The organism is Aliiglaciecola aliphaticivorans (genome assembly GCF_054782055.1).
Genome location: NZ_BAAGTF010000010.1, coordinates 268,651 through 284,657, shown reverse-complemented (window position 1 = coordinate 284,657; position 16,007 = coordinate 268,651). Strand labels below are relative to the sequence as shown.

At 40.4% G+C, this 16,007-nt stretch carries 17 protein-coding genes; 11 read left to right on the top strand and 6 right to left on the bottom strand.

What is annotated here, in order from left to right; genetic code table 11:
- Position 1: 1 nt before the first annotated feature.
- A complete protein-coding gene (locus ACYVIL_RS06590) occupies positions 2 to 922 on the top strand; it encodes an alpha-E domain-containing protein (protein WP_303473598.1) in 921 nt (306 codons plus the stop codon).
- A 58-nt stretch (positions 923 to 980) separates the two neighbouring features.
- Here ACYVIL_RS06590 and ACYVIL_RS06585 read toward each other — a convergent pair whose 3' ends face one another.
- The 6 genes from ACYVIL_RS06585 to ACYVIL_RS06560 all read right to left on the bottom strand — a co-directional run bounded on the left by ACYVIL_RS06585 (position 981) and on the right by ACYVIL_RS06560 (position 5,457).
- Positions 981 to 1,130 carry an entericidin A/B family lipoprotein gene (locus tag ACYVIL_RS06585; protein WP_460311964.1) on the bottom strand — a complete coding sequence of 50 codons (150 nt, stop codon included), beginning with the start codon at positions 1,128 to 1,130 and terminating at the stop codon, positions 981 to 983.
- A gap of 543 nt (positions 1,131 to 1,673) precedes the next feature.
- A complete protein-coding gene (locus tag ACYVIL_RS06580) occupies positions 1,674 to 2,657 on the bottom strand; it encodes a DUF3080 family protein (protein WP_460311963.1) in 984 nt (327 codons plus the stop codon).
- Between the two features lie 98 nt (positions 2,658 to 2,755).
- Positions 2,756 to 2,968 carry a CPXCG motif-containing cysteine-rich protein gene (locus tag ACYVIL_RS06575; protein WP_303473603.1) on the bottom strand — a complete coding sequence of 71 codons (213 nt, stop codon included), beginning with the start codon at positions 2,966 to 2,968 and terminating at the stop codon, positions 2,756 to 2,758.
- Positions 2,969 to 2,976: 8 nt separating this feature from the next.
- Positions 2,977 to 3,720 carry a pteridine reductase gene (locus ACYVIL_RS06570; protein WP_460311962.1) on the bottom strand — a complete coding sequence of 248 codons (744 nt, stop codon included), beginning with the start codon at positions 3,718 to 3,720 and terminating at the stop codon, positions 2,977 to 2,979.
- A 107-nt stretch (positions 3,721 to 3,827) separates the two neighbouring features.
- A complete protein-coding gene (locus tag ACYVIL_RS06565) occupies positions 3,828 to 4,688 on the bottom strand; it encodes a fructosamine kinase family protein (RefSeq protein ID WP_460311961.1) in 861 nt (286 codons plus the stop codon).
- A 94-nt stretch (positions 4,689 to 4,782) separates the two neighbouring features.
- Positions 4,783 to 5,457, bottom strand: coding sequence for an START domain-containing protein (locus ACYVIL_RS06560; protein WP_303473609.1), 675 nt, complete (start codon positions 5,455 to 5,457; stop codon positions 4,783 to 4,785).
- A gap of 183 nt (positions 5,458 to 5,640) precedes the next feature.
- On the opposite strand from ACYVIL_RS06560, the gene thrS reads away from it, so the two are divergent.
- The 10 genes from thrS (at position 5,641) to ACYVIL_RS06510 (ending at position 15,955) form a co-directional block, all read left to right on the top strand.
- On the top strand, positions 5,641 to 7,557 hold the full coding sequence (gene thrS / locus ACYVIL_RS06555; protein WP_460311960.1) for a threonine--tRNA ligase: 1,917 nt from the start codon (positions 5,641 to 5,643) through the stop codon (positions 7,555 to 7,557).
- 4 nt (positions 7,558 to 7,561) lie between these two features.
- Positions 7,562 to 8,116 carry a translation initiation factor IF-3 gene (gene infC, locus ACYVIL_RS06550; RefSeq protein ID WP_303473613.1) on the top strand — a complete coding sequence of 185 codons (555 nt, stop codon included), beginning with the start codon at positions 7,562 to 7,564 and terminating at the stop codon, positions 8,114 to 8,116.
- A gap of 141 nt (positions 8,117 to 8,257) precedes the next feature.
- Positions 8,258 to 8,455 carry a 50S ribosomal protein L35 gene (gene rpmI / locus ACYVIL_RS06545; protein ID WP_216047299.1) on the top strand — a complete coding sequence of 66 codons (198 nt, stop codon included), beginning with the start codon at positions 8,258 to 8,260 and terminating at the stop codon, positions 8,453 to 8,455.
- Between the two features lie 18 nt (positions 8,456 to 8,473).
- Positions 8,474 to 8,830 carry a 50S ribosomal protein L20 gene (rplT, locus tag ACYVIL_RS06540; protein WP_216047298.1) on the top strand — a complete coding sequence of 119 codons (357 nt, stop codon included), beginning with the start codon at positions 8,474 to 8,476 and terminating at the stop codon, positions 8,828 to 8,830.
- A 189-nt stretch (positions 8,831 to 9,019) separates the two neighbouring features.
- Positions 9,020 to 9,289, top strand: coding sequence for a FeoA family protein (locus ACYVIL_RS06535; RefSeq protein WP_303473618.1), 270 nt, complete (start codon positions 9,020 to 9,022; stop codon positions 9,287 to 9,289).
- Between the two features lie 69 nt (positions 9,290 to 9,358).
- Entirely contained in the window at positions 9,359 to 11,209 is a 1,851-nt protein-coding gene (gene feoB / locus ACYVIL_RS06530) for a ferrous iron transporter B (protein WP_460311959.1), read from the top strand.
- A 349-nt stretch (positions 11,210 to 11,558) separates the two neighbouring features.
- Positions 11,559 to 12,539, top strand: coding sequence for a phenylalanine--tRNA ligase subunit alpha (gene pheS, locus ACYVIL_RS06525; RefSeq protein WP_216047295.1), 981 nt, complete (start codon positions 11,559 to 11,561; stop codon positions 12,537 to 12,539).
- 14 nt (positions 12,540 to 12,553) lie between these two features.
- The gene (gene pheT / locus ACYVIL_RS06520; RefSeq protein WP_460311958.1) at positions 12,554 to 14,941 is read left to right on the top strand and encodes a phenylalanine--tRNA ligase subunit beta; all 2,388 of its coding nucleotides are present in this window, start codon (positions 12,554 to 12,556) and stop codon (positions 14,939 to 14,941) included.
- A gap of 4 nt (positions 14,942 to 14,945) precedes the next feature.
- The gene (locus tag ACYVIL_RS06515; protein WP_303473625.1) at positions 14,946 to 15,245 is read left to right on the top strand and encodes an integration host factor subunit alpha; all 300 of its coding nucleotides are present in this window, start codon (positions 14,946 to 14,948) and stop codon (positions 15,243 to 15,245) included.
- A 122-nt stretch (positions 15,246 to 15,367) separates the two neighbouring features.
- Positions 15,368 to 15,955 carry a hypothetical protein gene (locus ACYVIL_RS06510; RefSeq protein WP_460311957.1) on the top strand — a complete coding sequence of 196 codons (588 nt, stop codon included), beginning with the start codon at positions 15,368 to 15,370 and terminating at the stop codon, positions 15,953 to 15,955.
- The last annotated feature ends 52 nt before the right edge of the window (positions 15,956 to 16,007 follow it).

Genomic DNA, 16,007 nt, shown 5'->3' with positions numbered 1-16,007 from the left:
TATGTTGTCACGTGTAGCCAGTAATTTGTGTTGGATGGGGCGTTATCTGGAACGTGCGGAAAACACCGCAAGACTAATTAATGTTAACTTTAATTTACTATTAGATCTCCCGAAAAGTATTGTTCTAGGTTGGGAGCCCCTAGTTGATATTGTCTCTAATCGAGACGAGTTTTACGCTAAATACCAAGAAGCCAATGAGCGTAGTGTTTTGAATTTTATGGTGGGGGATACTAAAAATTTAGGGTCTATTGTGAGCTCATTAAATGCTGCACGAGAAAACGCTAGAACTATCCGTGAAATTATTCCTAGAGAGGCTTGGGAACAAATTAATGAGTTGTATTTGTTTGCCCACAGCAATCGTCAAAAAGCCATCGCTCGACGTTCTCGCTATGAATATTTGACGGAAATTATTGAGTCAAATCAGAAAATAACCGGCATACTTGTTAGCACAATGACCCGCGATGAAGCTTATCAATTTTTGCGTATAGGTCGCAATTTGGAAAGAGCCGATATGACAACGCGGATCATTGATGTGCGTTCGGCATCCTTAGTGCAAGATATGGAAACAGAACAATCCGCTTTAGAAAACCTGCAATGGATGAGCGTGTTAAAGTCACTGACTGCTTATCAAATGTATCGTCGAGAAGTGCGTTTCAAAATTCGACGCCCCGATGTTTTAAAGTTTCTTATGTTGGAGAGCCGCTTTCCCAGAGCACTGATTCATACTTTGCAACAGGTTGAATATTGCTTGCGGGAACTGCCTAACTACGAGCAGTGTGTGGAAATGACGTCAATGGTAGAAAAGCAATTGATGGAAGCGAACCCGCAATTACTTATTCAAGATAAACTTCACGAATTTATCGATGAAATGCAACTTGGTTTGATTAAGGTATATAACAAGATAGACGAAACCTACTTTTAATCATGTTTGTATTTAGCTAAAAAGGCTCAACATTCACCAGATGTTGAGCCTTTTTTCGTTAGTTTGCCCCATCGTTGGCTGCGTCTTGTATTGCATCGCCTGCGCTTTCGATATCTTTACCAGCACCTTCTATGGTGGCGCAACCTGATAGTAAGAGTAGGGGGGTGATTAATGTAACAATAATTTTAGTTTTTGATTGTAAATTCATAATGTTGCCTCACTGAAATTAAACAGGGTATTTTCGTTTTCGCAAAAACTTCATTTTGCTTAAACTCGCTTTCCAGTATTCATAAAGCGAGTATAGTGCCAATAGTTAAGTTTATGAAAATTAACAGGTTTATTTTTTTGTTAATATTTTGAGGGTAAAGCTTTTTGCATTTTTTCATACAAATCGGAAGATTTTACACATCAACACTAATGAAAATGTAGCCGATTTAGATTACGCATTTGTTGGTCAAAGACGATCATGTTGATAACTGTGGTAGAGCTTCCCCCATTGCCATGAAAGCCCTAAATTGCATAGTTTTAATTGAATTTCACTTGGCTGGTCAGCACTGTTTATAGGTAAATCTGACGATAAATAGCGCACTCGCCAAATTCCAATGTTTGCGTCCCGCTGAAACTGAATCTTGCCGATCAATTGATTTTGTTTATAAACAAAACAAGTGCGTTTTGAGTAGCGAATTTTACTGGTCTGCATAACTGTTATTATATACAGTATTGTGTGTTTGGCTAGATTTTTTCTGAATCACTAACAGCGATTAAACAGCTCTTGCCACAGGCTCTTATGGATACGAAGTGCCTCAATATAATCTTCAAAATCTAACTCTCTTTGTCCTAGAAAATCTGTGAATGGTTTCGCCAGTATTGGGTTTTCCTGCAACTTTTTAAAATGAGGCGTTAGTAGACTGGCAACATCAATTAAACGATCAGTTGTTGGTTGTATCTTCTTTATAAAAGTGTCGTCGTATAATTTTTTAAGGTTTTCTAATTGAGTGGAAGTGGCGGTAGACGTGCATGAAACGTCATTAAACTGTTGCTGTAAGTGCTTATTCATATCATTAAGCCAACGCGTCAACTGTCTTTGCGAGTACCATAATTGCGCCGCCAACGACTGTTTTCGCAAAGTATTTAATGCCGATTCTAAGTTTTCTATATCTGATGCTGTAGGTGAGTAAAGGGCAACTAATAGTCTTAGGGAGTCTTGATAGCTGTGTAGTTGTTGTTGGCCTATTTGGCTAAATAGTTCTGTTTTGGTAGTAAAAGAACCCCTGATTTCGCTACTGTGTAGGACCATGTGCGCCCAAACCAAAGGCAGCATTTGCTGTTTCTGCGCTATCCATTGCCTTAACTGTTGTTGCTTATCTTTTTCATGAGTGCGTTGAAGGCAGTCTCTAAGACCCTGTATTAATTGAACTTCATAGGCAAACCGTTTAGAGGGCAATTGAACCTTGCCCAGCGCCGTATTTCGTTGTGCTATTAACAGGGAAACAGAGCAATGTTTTAAACCATAAAAGTCACTTAGCTTTATGGTGGTTTCAGGAATGATAACTTTGATGTCCTCTGAAGAGGGATAGCGAATAGCGACGCGGTCAGTGTTAAGCTGTATTGCAATGTTAAATTCGTCACTAATTTGATTTTGGTAATCACGAAAATTTGACTGAATAGAGTGTTGACCGCACGCATTAACTAACATTAAGCAACAGAAAAGTAGCAGCAACTGAACAGTTGACAAATGAACCCCCTTTTTGGCCTGTTTAAAGTCGCGTCTGCTATGGCTTTAAACAAGCGCAGTAAATGATGTTAATTATTAGCTTACTTTAAATGGCTACTCTAATAAAACTGCTCATCATCCGAATTAACCTTAATTTGAAGTTTATGGTTAAGCTCATCAATATGCAGTTTAACGTGAAACTCGTGACAACAATTTGGACATTCTTCAAAAAAGTCTTGATCACCATTACTGCAATCGACTCTTATATGCAGGTGATGCCCGCACTCTGGACAAGTAATGGTTTGTTCGGTTTCAAATACTTCAGTACTCATTAATTCTCCTATGCGACACTAGGGTTCGCTATGCTACGACCTCCATCAACCGCTAATATCTGTCCGGTGACATATGAAGCCGAGATTAGAAATGCGATTGCTTCAGATATATCTTTTTCGCTGCCTAATCGGCGCAAAGGTATCTGCGACAGAATCGCACTTTTCTCATTTTCAGGTAGAGCAGTGTCTGGCCACAAAATTGCGCCAGGAGCAACACCATTTACACGAACTTGAGGGGCTAATTCCTGTGCAAGTGATTGGGTCAGGGTCACTAAAGCTGCCTTCGCCATGCAATATATAGTATGGCCTGACAATGGACGTTGTGCATGAATATCTACCATATTGATTACAACGCCTTGATTTTGTATAAGTTGTTTTTGCAACTTTTGAATTAAAAATAGTGGTGCTTGGGCGTTACTCCCCATGAGAGCTTGCCAATCTGTTGAGTTGAAGTTGTTCAAAGGAGTAGGGTAGAAAGCAGAGGCGTTATTAATTAACACATCTATGCGCCCAAAGGCGTCAATTGCTGATTGGGCAACCCTATTTAATTCTTTTAAGTTGCATAGGTCGCCTTGAACCCATTTTGCTGAGTCAGCACGTTTTTCATTTAATTGTGTGGATAAATCTTTCACTTGTTCAATTGAATGGTGACAATGCAATACTATTCGATATCCTAAATTATGTAGAAATTTTGCGCTGTATGCGCCAAGACGCTTCGCGCTTCCGGTAATAAATACGACTTTGTTTTCCATAATGCCTAATTGTTTACGTTAGTGTTTCAGTTAGTATGGTTGAGAAGATTATCTGGGAAAGAATTTAGGTACAAGTTTGCTTTTAGCTTTGCACCCTGCTGCATGATTTAACCTTGCATGTTTTTCAGTATTGATTTCGCGGTTTGCAGATAAGTGCCACCAAATAACAAGGCGTGATTTAAAATATGGTAGAGCTGGTATACCGGCTTTCTGTAGGCATATTCATTACTCAGTGGCCACACTGTATTATAGCCATCATAAAATGCCCCTGGGAATTTGTTGAATAGTTCGGTCATCGCAATATCTGTTTCTCTATCGCCATAATAAAATGCCGGATCAAATATCACCGGCAAGTCATGTTGAAACCCTGTATTACCTATCCATAAATCACCATGCAGCATAGAAGCGGCTGGATTATGGCCATGTAATAGTTTTTCAACAGAAACCACTACCTCATCGATTGCTGCAAGAGCATGCCCTTGTTCTGCCAGAAGCTGAAGCAGGTAACCAATACGCTGCTCGGCAAAAAATTGTGGCCACTTCTTGGTCCAGGGATTAGGTTGAGGAGTTAGGCCAATAAAGTTATCTTCTTGCCAGCCAAACATGTTCTGAGTTTGAGTTTGGTGCATGCAAGCTAATTTAGAGCCAAAGCTATACCAGCTCTGCTCATTTCCTTGGGCTAACCGCAGGTATTCTAATACTAGGTAACTTTTGTTTTCTGACACCCCATAACAGATCACCTTAGGTGTTTTGAAAATATTAGCTTTTGCAATGTGTTCTAAGCCCTCAGCTTCAGCACTGAAATTTAATATTTTATCTTCATCATTGAGTTTAACAAAAAAACGTTTGTGACCGTCTGAAATTCGGTAGGCGCTGTGAGAATCGCCTTCGGTTATTTCTCGGATATCATCACAAATAAATTCTTGGTTTAATTGTTGACTAATTTGCTCGCTAACAAAATGCCACATAGTTTTGACTTAATTTAGCTGTAAATCCTGAGTATGGAACACGCAAAAATAATTGAAGGTATTTTTAATTATTAAAATGCGCTTATTATAACTTTTAGTGATTTGGTGAAGGTGGTGCACCTAAGGTTTCTCCTAAATTGCGAAACGTTTTAAACATAGAAGATAGGGCTAATTTATTGGCGAGCCAAATGGGAATATTACCTGAGGGCTCACCATAGCCGATATACTCAATCTTCATTTTATTAGTCCCAGTGCTTTGTATTAGCCAATTGCCTTTCACATTCTGCATCTGAACATATGAAGGGCGGGGGGGATAATGCTCAGAATAATCTTCTATTCGAATCCGAATGGTCTGGCTTTGAGGATCAATTTCAGTGAAAGACTGAGTTATCATTTCTCGGTTTTTGACTGGCCAAGGCGCGTTGAAAGTGGTTCTAACTATTTTCTCAGTAGTTGAAGAGGTGGTAAGAATTTCAACTTTTTCGCAATTATCAATCCAACTGGCGGCTATGTCTGTATTGTCTAGAAGGGTTAAAAAATCGTTGGGTTGGCCATGAACTAAAACAGAGGCTTTAAGCCAAACATAACCACTTTTGTCTTTTGTTGTATGTAGACTGACATGTTCTTTTTGTTTAACCAACAACCACTTTGCGTTTGCAGGCTCAGCAAAGGTTTGAATAGGTAACATCAAGGAAAAGCAGGCAAAGGCATATTTTACGTATGCAATTGTCTGTTGTGATTGCATCGCCAGCAACATTTTAGGTATCATATAGCCTCCTCCCTGATCGTAGCAGGGCTGATTTTTTTATTAACTTATCTATTTTTCGGTTTAAGTTACTTAAACACCCATATTTGGGTGTTTTTTATTGCTTATACATTAAGAGCCGAAAAATAACTTTATAATTCACAAGTGGCGCTTGGTAGGTGTCACCACTGTGTAAAGGATTATTCAATGCTTACAATTACGCTTCCTGATGGCAGTCAACGCCAGTTCGAACATTCCATTTCTGTATTAGATGTAGCCAATGATATTGGACCAGGGTTAGCGAAAGCTACCATCGCTGGCAAAATAAATGGCGAACTGGTCGATGCAGTCGACATGATCACCGAAGATGCTAGTTTACAGATTATTACCGCCAGAGATGAAGAAGGTCTAGAAATTATTCGTCATTCCTGTGCGCATTTGATTGGACACGCCATTAAACAACTCTACCCAGATGTGAAAATGGCCATAGGTCCAACTATTGATAACGGTTTTTATTACGATATCGATATGGAACATTCTTTAAATGAAGATGATTTGTTAAAACTTGAAAAGCACATGTTGAAGCTGGCTAAAACCAGTTATGACGTAGTCAAGAAGAAAGTGAGTTGGCAAGAAGCTCGGGATACCTTCGAAGCCCGTGGCGAGACTTATAAAATGGAAATTTTGGACGAAAATATCAGTAAAGATGACCGTCCAGGACTATACCATCATGAAGAATATGTCGATATGTGTCGTGGTCCTCACGTACCTAATATGCGTTTCTGCCAACACTTTAAAATTATGAAAGTGGCTGGGGCGTACTGGCGTGGCAACAGTGATAACAAAATGTTGCAACGTATTTACGGCACGGCTTGGGCAGACAAAAAACAACTTAAAGCTTATCTCAATCGTTTAGAAGAAGCGGAAAAGCGTGATCACCGTAAAATTGGTAAAGCCCTTGATTTATTTCATTGGCAAGAAGAAGCGCCAGGTATGGTGTTTTGGCACAACGATGGTTGGAGCATATACACCGAGCTAGAAAAGTACATCCGTGAAAAACAACGTGAATATGGCTTTGGTGAAGTGAAAGGGCCCTTGATGATGGACCGTGTACTTTGGGAAAAGTCTGGCCATTGGGACAAATATGCGGAAAACATGTTTACCACTGAGTCAGAAAAGCGCGAGTATGCTATCAAACCGATGAACTGTCCGGGTCACGTCCAGATTTTTAATCAAGGCTTGAAATCCTATCGCGATTTGCCGTTGCGTATGGCCGAATTTGGTTGCTGTCACCGTAATGAACCCTCTGGTGCATTGCACGGTTTAATGCGCGTTCGCGGCTTTACACAAGACGATGCGCATATTTTCTGTACTGAAGATCAGATTGAAGCAGAAGTCGCAAGTTGCATTGAAATGATTTACGAAGTCTACAAAGTCTTTGGATTTGAAAAAATTGTAGTGAAATTGTCGACTCGTCCTGAAAAACGGGTTGGTTCAGATGAAGTCTGGGATAAAGCGGAACAAAAATTGGCCGATGCACTCACGTCAAAGAACATTGATTTCCAATATTTGCCAGGAGAAGGGGCGTTTTATGGTCCTAAAATTGAATTCACTCTACATGATTGCTTAGATCGAGCTTGGCAATGCGGTACCGTGCAGCTTGATTTCTCCATGCCTGAGCGTTTAGGCGCGACTTATGTTGCCGAAGACGGTGAGCGTAAAGTGGCTGTTATGATCCACCGTGCAACATTAGGCTCGTTAGAGCGTTTTATCGGTATCTTGACAGAAGAATACGCCGGTTTGTATCCAACATGGTTGGCACCCACACAAGTTGTGGTAATGAATATTACCGACAAACAGGGTGAATATGCGGCAAATGTAGCGAAAAAATTACAACAAATTGGAATTAGATCGAAGTCGGACTTGAGAAATGAGAAGATAGGCTTTAAAATCCGCGAGCACACTCTTAGACGTGTTCCATTTTTATTAGTCGTAGGCGACAAAGAAATGGAAGCAAACGAAGTAGCGGTGCGCTCTCGCAAGGGTGATGACCTCGGTAAATTCTCAATAGAAGGGTTTATGGAGTTGATTAATCAACAGGTCGCATCTAAGCAATTAGATTAATTTCGTGGAGGAACGACATATTAAAGGCGCTAATAATAAGGCTCAAGGCGATAAAGCCAACATCAATGAAGAAATCACAGCGACGGAAGTTCGCTTAATTGGTAAAGAAGGTGAACAGCTAGGGATAGTATCTCTAGGAGAAGCTCAAACTCTCGCCGACCAAGCTAGTTTGGATCTAGTAGAGATAAGTCCGAACGCTGAGCCGCCTGTATGTAAGGTAATGGATTACGGAAAGTTCCTTTTCGAGAAGAGTAAAGCTCAAAAAGAGCAGAAGAAGAAACAAAAGCAAATTCAGGTCAAGGAGATTAAATTTCGCCCTGGCACTGATGAAGGCGACTACCAGGTAAAACTGCGCAACCTGCGTCGCTTTCTAGAAGGAGGTGATAAGGCCAAGGTAACGATTCGTTTTCGCGGACGTGAAATGGCCCACCAAGAGATCGGCATTGAGCAACTGAAACGTGTTCGCACGGATTTAGAAGACATTGCCAACTGCGAGTCTTTCCCTCATAGGGTAGAGGGTCGTCAGATGATCATGGTGCTTGCCCCAATTAAGAAGTAGTAAAGGTTTACAAGTAACTGAGGACCGTAAAATCGGATCTGCACCTTAAGTTCACCTTGCTACTATGTTGAAACATCGACCCCAGAGTAGTCATGCAAAGCATGTCCTCAAGTGTGGTCTTAACAATGCGGAGTTTTAGCAATGCCTAAAATGAAATCCAATAGTGGAGCAGCCAAGCGTTTTAAAAAAACCGCTTCAGGTCGTTTCAAAAGCAAGCAGTCTCACTTGCGTCACATTTTGACCAAGAAGAGCTCTAAGCGTAAACGTCACTTGCGTGGCAAGAAATTAGCCCATTCAGCTGACACTGCGTTGATTCAACGCATGTTACCTTACGTTTAAAGCACAGGAGACTAAAAAATGGCAAGAGTAAAACGTGGTGTAGTTGCCCGTGCCCGTCATAAGAAGGTACTAAAGCAAGCCAAAGGTTATTACGGAGCTCGTAGTCGAGTTTATCGCGTTGCTGTCCAGGCAGTAACAAAAGCAGGTCAATATGCATACCGTGACCGTCGTCAGCGTAAGCGTCAATTCCGTCAATTATGGATTGCACGTATTAATGCTGCGGCACGTCAAAATGGCATGTCTTATAGCCGTTTCATTAACGGTTTGAAGAAAGCGTCTGTCGAAATCGATCGTAAGATCCTTGCAGACATCGCTGTGCATGATAAAGGCGCGTTTACTGCATTGGTTGATGCAGCAAAAGGCGCATTGGCTTAATTTTTTAACAATTAAGTTTAAGTTCTTTCGGAAAAAGGCGAACCAGGATGGTTCGCCTTTTTTCGTTTTAGGTCTTCAGTAGCCAAGCTCGGAGGATAAGGTGAAGCAAAGTAAACAGCTAAACCCTTAAAAAAAGTGCAAAGAGGCTATTCAGAACTTGCCTTTTAGTATGAGTTTATAAGATAATAAATGAAAATAGTTCTCATTTGTGGTCAGTTAATTATGTTGCAAAATACAGTGTGGGAACTTCCTACAAAAAAATCCGCTAAAATCGTTGGATTACAAAATGGATTGTCGGTTGCGATGAGTAATCGACTCAAAGAAATGGGCTTTTGTGACGGAGAGACTATCTCATGTCTAAAACAATGTCCGTTTAATGGTCCAAAGGTCGTGGAGTTGGGTGGAGCTATCTTGTCAATTGACAAAGAAATAGCACAAAATATCAAAATAAAAATGTAACGCAAATTCGACGAAGTAATTTAACCGTTATTTTCTACATTACTAATTCTCACTAAACAGGTACCCGTAGTGTCTTCAACTGTTTCAGATAATCATAATAGTGCTCAACAAAAGGTCGTTTTAATTGGGCGGCCGAATAGCGGTAAAAGTTTACTGTTTAACCAATTAACTGGCTTGCAGCAAAAAGTGGCTAATTTCCCTGGTGTCACAGTAGAGCTGAAGTCTGGAAAAATGAAAGATCTAACCATTGTTGATTTTCCGGGAACCTATTCATTACACAGTTTTTCTCAAGATGAGCAAGTGGCAGTAGACGCAATTTACAAAGCCTTAGATAGTGATGAGACTAGTTTAATCGTCTGTGTTTTGGATGCATCTCGCCTTGAACGCAGTTTGGTATTTGGTTTACAAATTCAAGCATTAGCTAAAAAGCATAATAAAGGCTTTGTGTTTGTAATTAATATGATCGATGACGCATTGCGTTTTGGTCATGAAATTGATGTACAGGGACTTTCCGCAGAATTAGGCTCGCCAGTTTTTGCATTGTCGGCAAAAACACTTATAGGATTATCTGAGTTTCAACAAGCATTACCTGATTTAGTCGAACAACAGACCTGTACTCCACAAAACGTGTGTGAAAATCATGATGAGGTGATAACACAAAGTCGCCACCTCGCTTATAAATACGGCATGAACGCCAATGTTGTGTTAAAACAGCAAAATAGAATTGATCAATTCCTACTGCATAATTGGTTGGGTGGTATCGCTTTCATGGCGATTATGTTCCTGTTGTTCCAAAGTATATTTACCTGGGCCACGCCGTTAATGGATGCAGTAGAAAGTGGCATAGGTATACTGGCTACTTTTGTGAGTGGCGCACTCCCAGAGGGGGTTATAAATGACTTCTTAAATGATGCAATTTTTGGCGGTGTGGGTTCTTTCTTAGTCTTTGTACCGCAGATTATGGTGTTAACCTTTATCATAGGGTTGTTAGAAGACAGTGGTTATCTAGCCAGAGCGGCGCTAATTTGTCATAAACCCTTAAGTTTCTTTGGTTTGTCTGGTCGAAGTTTTATTCCTTACTTATCGGGTCATGCCTGCGCCATACCCGCCATTATGGCGGCACGTACAATTGAATCACCTCGTAAGCGTTTGATTACAATGATGACGATTCCCCTCATGTCATGTTCTGCACGCTTACCCGTTTATGCCTTGTTAATTGCCGTATTTATTCCACAAACTCAGTATCTAGGCGGATTAGTGAATACCCAAGGTATGGTGTTTTTTGGTTTGTATATGACCGGCATCATGACAGCACTGATTGTCAGCTTTGTTATGGATAAAATGCACTTTGCAGACGGTGATAAAAGCGAAATGCCATTTATATTGGAATTACCCAGTTACCGTTTACCCCATTGGAAACCACTGATGTATCGCGTATTTAATAGCGCTAAGTATTTTATACGTCGTGCCGCTCCGGTTATTTTTATGGTTGCTGTGGGGATCTGGTTTTTGGGGTATTTCCCAATCCATGAAGGGGGATTAGAAAATTCTTATTTAGGTCATATTGGTCACTTTATTGAACCTTTGTTTGAACCTCTTGGTGTGGATTGGCGTTATGGTGTCGCTATTCTGATGTCCTTCTTAGCCAGAGAAGTATTTGTGGGTACCTTAGGCACTTTGTTTGGAATTGAAGGTGCAGATGAAAATATTGCTGGTTTGGCTGCCAATATCCAAAACGATGGTTTAACCTTTGGTGCTGGAATGGGCTTACTAATCTTTTATGTTATTGCCTTACAATGCGTGGCTACAGTTGCAACCATTAAAGCTGAAACCGGTAGTCAAAAAATTGCCTGGGGCTTAGTGGTCGGTTATGGGGCACTTGCTTATTTAATGGCCTTTATAGTGAATTCTATTTTTTAAGTATAACTTCATTACAACCAGCATTAAGTCATCTGATATCGACTTTTTGAAACATGTAAAAATACAAAAAAGTGACAATATGATTGTCACTTTTTTTGTTTTACCGCCATTCAAATTGTTCATTATTAGTTAAATATAATTTCACTAATTTACTGAACTGCCAGCTTTCACCCTTATTTATCTTCCTTATCACCTAAATATACAAAAAATTGTTGATCAAACATAGCCTGATGCTAGCTATAAAGGTCTGATTTCGTGTAGAATTACCGGTTCTTTTTCAAAGTACACTTATCAGGTTTGTGAAGATAGGCCTTTAATTTATTAAGTAAAATTCCAATCCGAGGAAGCTATGGATCTCGACGCCATAATTGAACAGGCACAAATTAAAATTAACGATGCACAAGATGCGGCCACTTTAGACGCTGTGAGAGTAGAGTTTATGGGTAAAAAAGGTCATATGACTGATTTACTCAAAGGACTCGGAAAGTTATCTGCTGAAGAGCGTCCTATTGCCGGACAAAAGATAAACTTAGCGAAGCAAAAAATCCAAGGGCTTATTTCAGTTCGTGGTGAATATTTGCGAGATGCTGAGCTCAACGCAAAACTAGCTGGTGAAACCATTGATGTTACCTTACCCGGCAGAACGGAAAACTTAGGTGGATTACACCCCGTAAGTCGTACTATTCGTCGAATAGAAAGCTTCTTTGGAGAGCTTGGTTTTACAGTGAAATCTGGACCAGAAGTAGAAGATGGTTTTCATAATTTTGACGCATTGAATATACCGGCTAATCACCCGGCTCGAGCTGATCACGATACCTTTTATTTCAATCCTGATGTGATGCTTCGTACGCAAACATCAGGTGTGCAAATTCGCACTATGGAAGTTGAGAAGCCGCCACTGCGAATAATCTCTCCAGGTCGCGTATACCGAAATGACTATGACCAAACCCATACGCCTATGTTTCATCAGGTTGAAGGCTTGATGGTTGATAAAAATGTCAGTTTTGCTGAGTTAAAAGGCGTTTTACATGACTTTTTAAATAACTTCTTCGAGGCCGACTTGCAAGTTCGTTTCCGTCCATCTTACTTTCCATTTACAGAGCCTTCTGCTGAAGTGGATGTGATGGGACAAAACGGCAAATGGTTGGAAGTGTTAGGGTGCGGTATGGTTCATCCAAATGTCTTAAGAGCAGTCAATATTGACCCAGAAGAATATACTGGATTTGCCTTTGGAATGGGGGTAGAGCGTCTAACCATGTTACGTTATGGTGTGAACGATCTCCGAGCCTTTTTTGAGAACGATCTTCGTTTTCTTAAGCAGTTTAATTAAGAGTATTCGAACAAATGAAATTCAGTGAAAAGTGGTTGAGAGAATGGGTTAACCCAGCGGTATCAACGGAACAATTATCAGAACAGCTGAGTATGGCCGGCTTGGAAGTTGATGGACTTGAACCCGTAGCAGGCGAGTTTTCAGGTGTTCTAGTGGGCGAGGTTGTCGAGTGTGGGCAACACCCCAATGCAGATAAATTACGTGTAACTAAAATTAATATCGGTCAAGATGAGTTAATTGATATTGTTTGCGGTGCGCCAAACTGTCGTCAGGGTATCAAGGTTGCCGTAGCAACGGTTGGCGCTGTGCTGCCAGGGAACTTTAAAATTAAAAAAGCCAAATTACGTGGTGAGCCTTCCTTTGGCATGTTGTGTAGTTTTTCTGAACTGGGCATTAGTGAAGATCATGATGGTATTATTGAACTACCGAGTGACGCACCTGTTGGCCAAGATATCCGTGACTACCTAGCATTAGATGACGTTACTATCGAGGTGGATTTAACCCCTAATCGTGCGGACTGCTTAGGAATTAGAGGTGTTGCGCGAGAAGTGGGTGTTTTGAATCAGGTAGAAGTGACAACACCAAAGATTGAAAGTGTTGAGTGTCAAATTGACGATACTCGTGACATCCAACTTGCTGCTCCAGATGCTTGTCCAAGATACTTAGGACGAGTGATTAAAGATATTAATGTTAATGCGTCATCGCCGTTGTGGATGCAAGAAAAACTTAGACGAAGCGGTATTCGTAGCATTGATCCTGTGGTAGACGTAACCAATTACGTGTTACTCGAACTGGGTCATCCAATGCATGCATTTGATTTGGATAAATTAGATGGTGACATCATTGTCCGTTTTGCAAATGAAAAAGAAACGTTAACCCTTCTTGATGGTAATGAAACGACTTTGAAAACCAATACATTGGTCATAGCCGATCAACGTAAAGCCTTAGCTATGGCGGGTATTTTTGGTGGTTTACAATCAGGTGTTACTGCTGAATCCAAACACATATTTTTAGAAAGTGCGTTTTTTGCGCCAGATGCAATTATGGGTAAGGCCCGTCAATATGGTTTACATACTGATGCATCCCATCGTTATGAACGTGGCGTTGACCCACAATTACAACGCGTGGCAATGGAGCGGGCAACCCAACTTCTTGTTGAGATTGTTGGTGGTAAAGCTGGCCCTATTACTGAGTCAGTTAGTCAAGAACATCTACCAGCAGAAAAGACCATCGAATTACGCGCTGCTCGTCTTACTCGTATCCTTGGGATCCATGTTGAAGACTCGAAAGTAACAGATATCCTTATGCGCTTAGGGTTAGAGGTTAATTTTTCTAACAATAAGTGGAGTGTTGTTGTTCCTGCGTATCGTTTCGACATCAGCATTGAAGAAGATTTGATTGAAGAGATTGCCAGAGTATACGGATACAACAGTATTCCAACCATAGCGCCTACGGCGAAGTTAAAAATGTCAGTCCATAAGGAACAAAACCTTAGTGTAGACAGACTAAAACAAACATTGGTTGAGCGTGATTATCAAGAAGCCATTACGTATTCGTTTGTGGATCCTAAGGTACAAAGTGCTTTATTTCCTGACATGATTGGCATGCAACTGCCACATCCAATTTCTTCGGATATGTCTGCGATGCGAGTTAGTTTATGGACAGGATTATTACAGTCGGTGTCCTATAATCAAAAACGCCAACAAAGTCGCGTTAGATTGTTTGAGACGGGGCTGCGATTTGTACCAGATAGCAGTGAAAAAACCGGTGTAAGGCAAGAAGTCGTGATCGGTGGTGTTATCTGCGGTAACCGCAACAATGAACATTGGAATGTGGAAGATCGCGCCGTTGACTTTTACGATATTAAAGCAGATGTAGAAGCGCTATTACAGACCACAGCGAATCTTTCTGAGTTTAGTTTTAAGGCTGCTGAACACTCAGCTCTTCATCCTGGTCAAAGTGCGCAAATATATCGTGGCCAAGAATTGGTTGGCTATGTGGGAGCTGTTCACCCAAAATTCACTAAAATTTTGGGCCTAAACGGTAAAACCTACGTATTTGAACTTGATTTTAATGCAATCGGCGGTAAAAAATTGCCTATAGCACAAGAAATTTCAAAATTTCCTGCTAATAGACGTGACATTGCCATCGTTGTAGAGGAAGATAAAGTTGTAGGTGAGATAATTTCTTACATCGAAAAATTTGGCGGAAATCAACTAGTTGGCCTAAACTTATTCGATGTGTACAAAGGTAAGGGAATAGAGGCCGGTTATAAAAGCTTGGCAATCTCTCTTATTTTACAGGACCAAACAAGAACGCTTGAAGAAAATGACATTCAAGCGGTAGTTGAAGATATTCTGTCCCAGTTAGCAGAAAAGTTCGGGGCATCATTGAGGGAATGACTTTATGGCGTTAACCAAAGCTGAAATGGCTGAACATTTATTCGAAAAATTGGGTATTAATAAGCGGGATGCTAAAGATCTTGTTGAATCATTTTTTGAGGAAGTCCGAGAGGCACTTGAAGACGGAGAGCAAGTAAAATTATCCGGCTTCGGCAACTTTGATTTACGTGAAAAAAATGAGCGTCCAGGTAGAAACCCTAAAACTGGAGAAGATATTCCCATTAAAGCACGCAGAGTTGTGACCTTTAGACCAGGTCAAAAACTAAAAAGCCGTGTTGAAAATACGGAACCTTCAGACTCCTAGAGCAAACTGGTCACACCCTTAACGCCATAAGGGTGTGAAACCTAACAAGTAAATTTCATTGTCGCTGACTTCTAATCAGGAAGTTGACTGAACCCGCTGATTAAACAGAAATAGTAATATCCATGTCTAAAAATCTTATACTGATTGCCATCGTAATTGTTGCAGCTATTATTGCGTTGACACAATTGAACCATTTCAATTTGGATTTAGATTCAACGACTGACACAACACAAGGGCAATCGGAAAAACAGCCAAGTTCAATTAAACAATACTCATACAATGATATTTTGAATAATGATGAGTTCAAACAAAGTATGCAGCAAGCCGTTGAAAATAACGATATGGAACTTGCTAAATCATTACAAAAAAGAGCTATTGAAATAGCTGAAGCAGCCAACTTGCCCGATACCGAAATGTCGCTAATATCAGGGGATAATGGACTGAGGTTTATGCAGTTTTTAGCCAGTAGACAACTTTTTGTAGATAAATTCCAGAAATACTACCTTAGTTTCAAAGATATTCAGCAGTTAAAGCGTGATTATCCTGAAGCACAAGATTTGTTTGAGCGTTCTGATGAACTGATTGACAAAAGAGACAAACAAATTCAGGCATTAGCAGAGCAACTTGCGCAAGAAAGTGGTGAAGAGGTTGAGATGTATGTGCAGTTGGCGAAGGAACAATGGCAAGAGCGTCAGTCAAAGATCCCTTAAAAGCAGATATTAAAACCAAAATTATTAGAATATAGCACTATCACTAACGAAT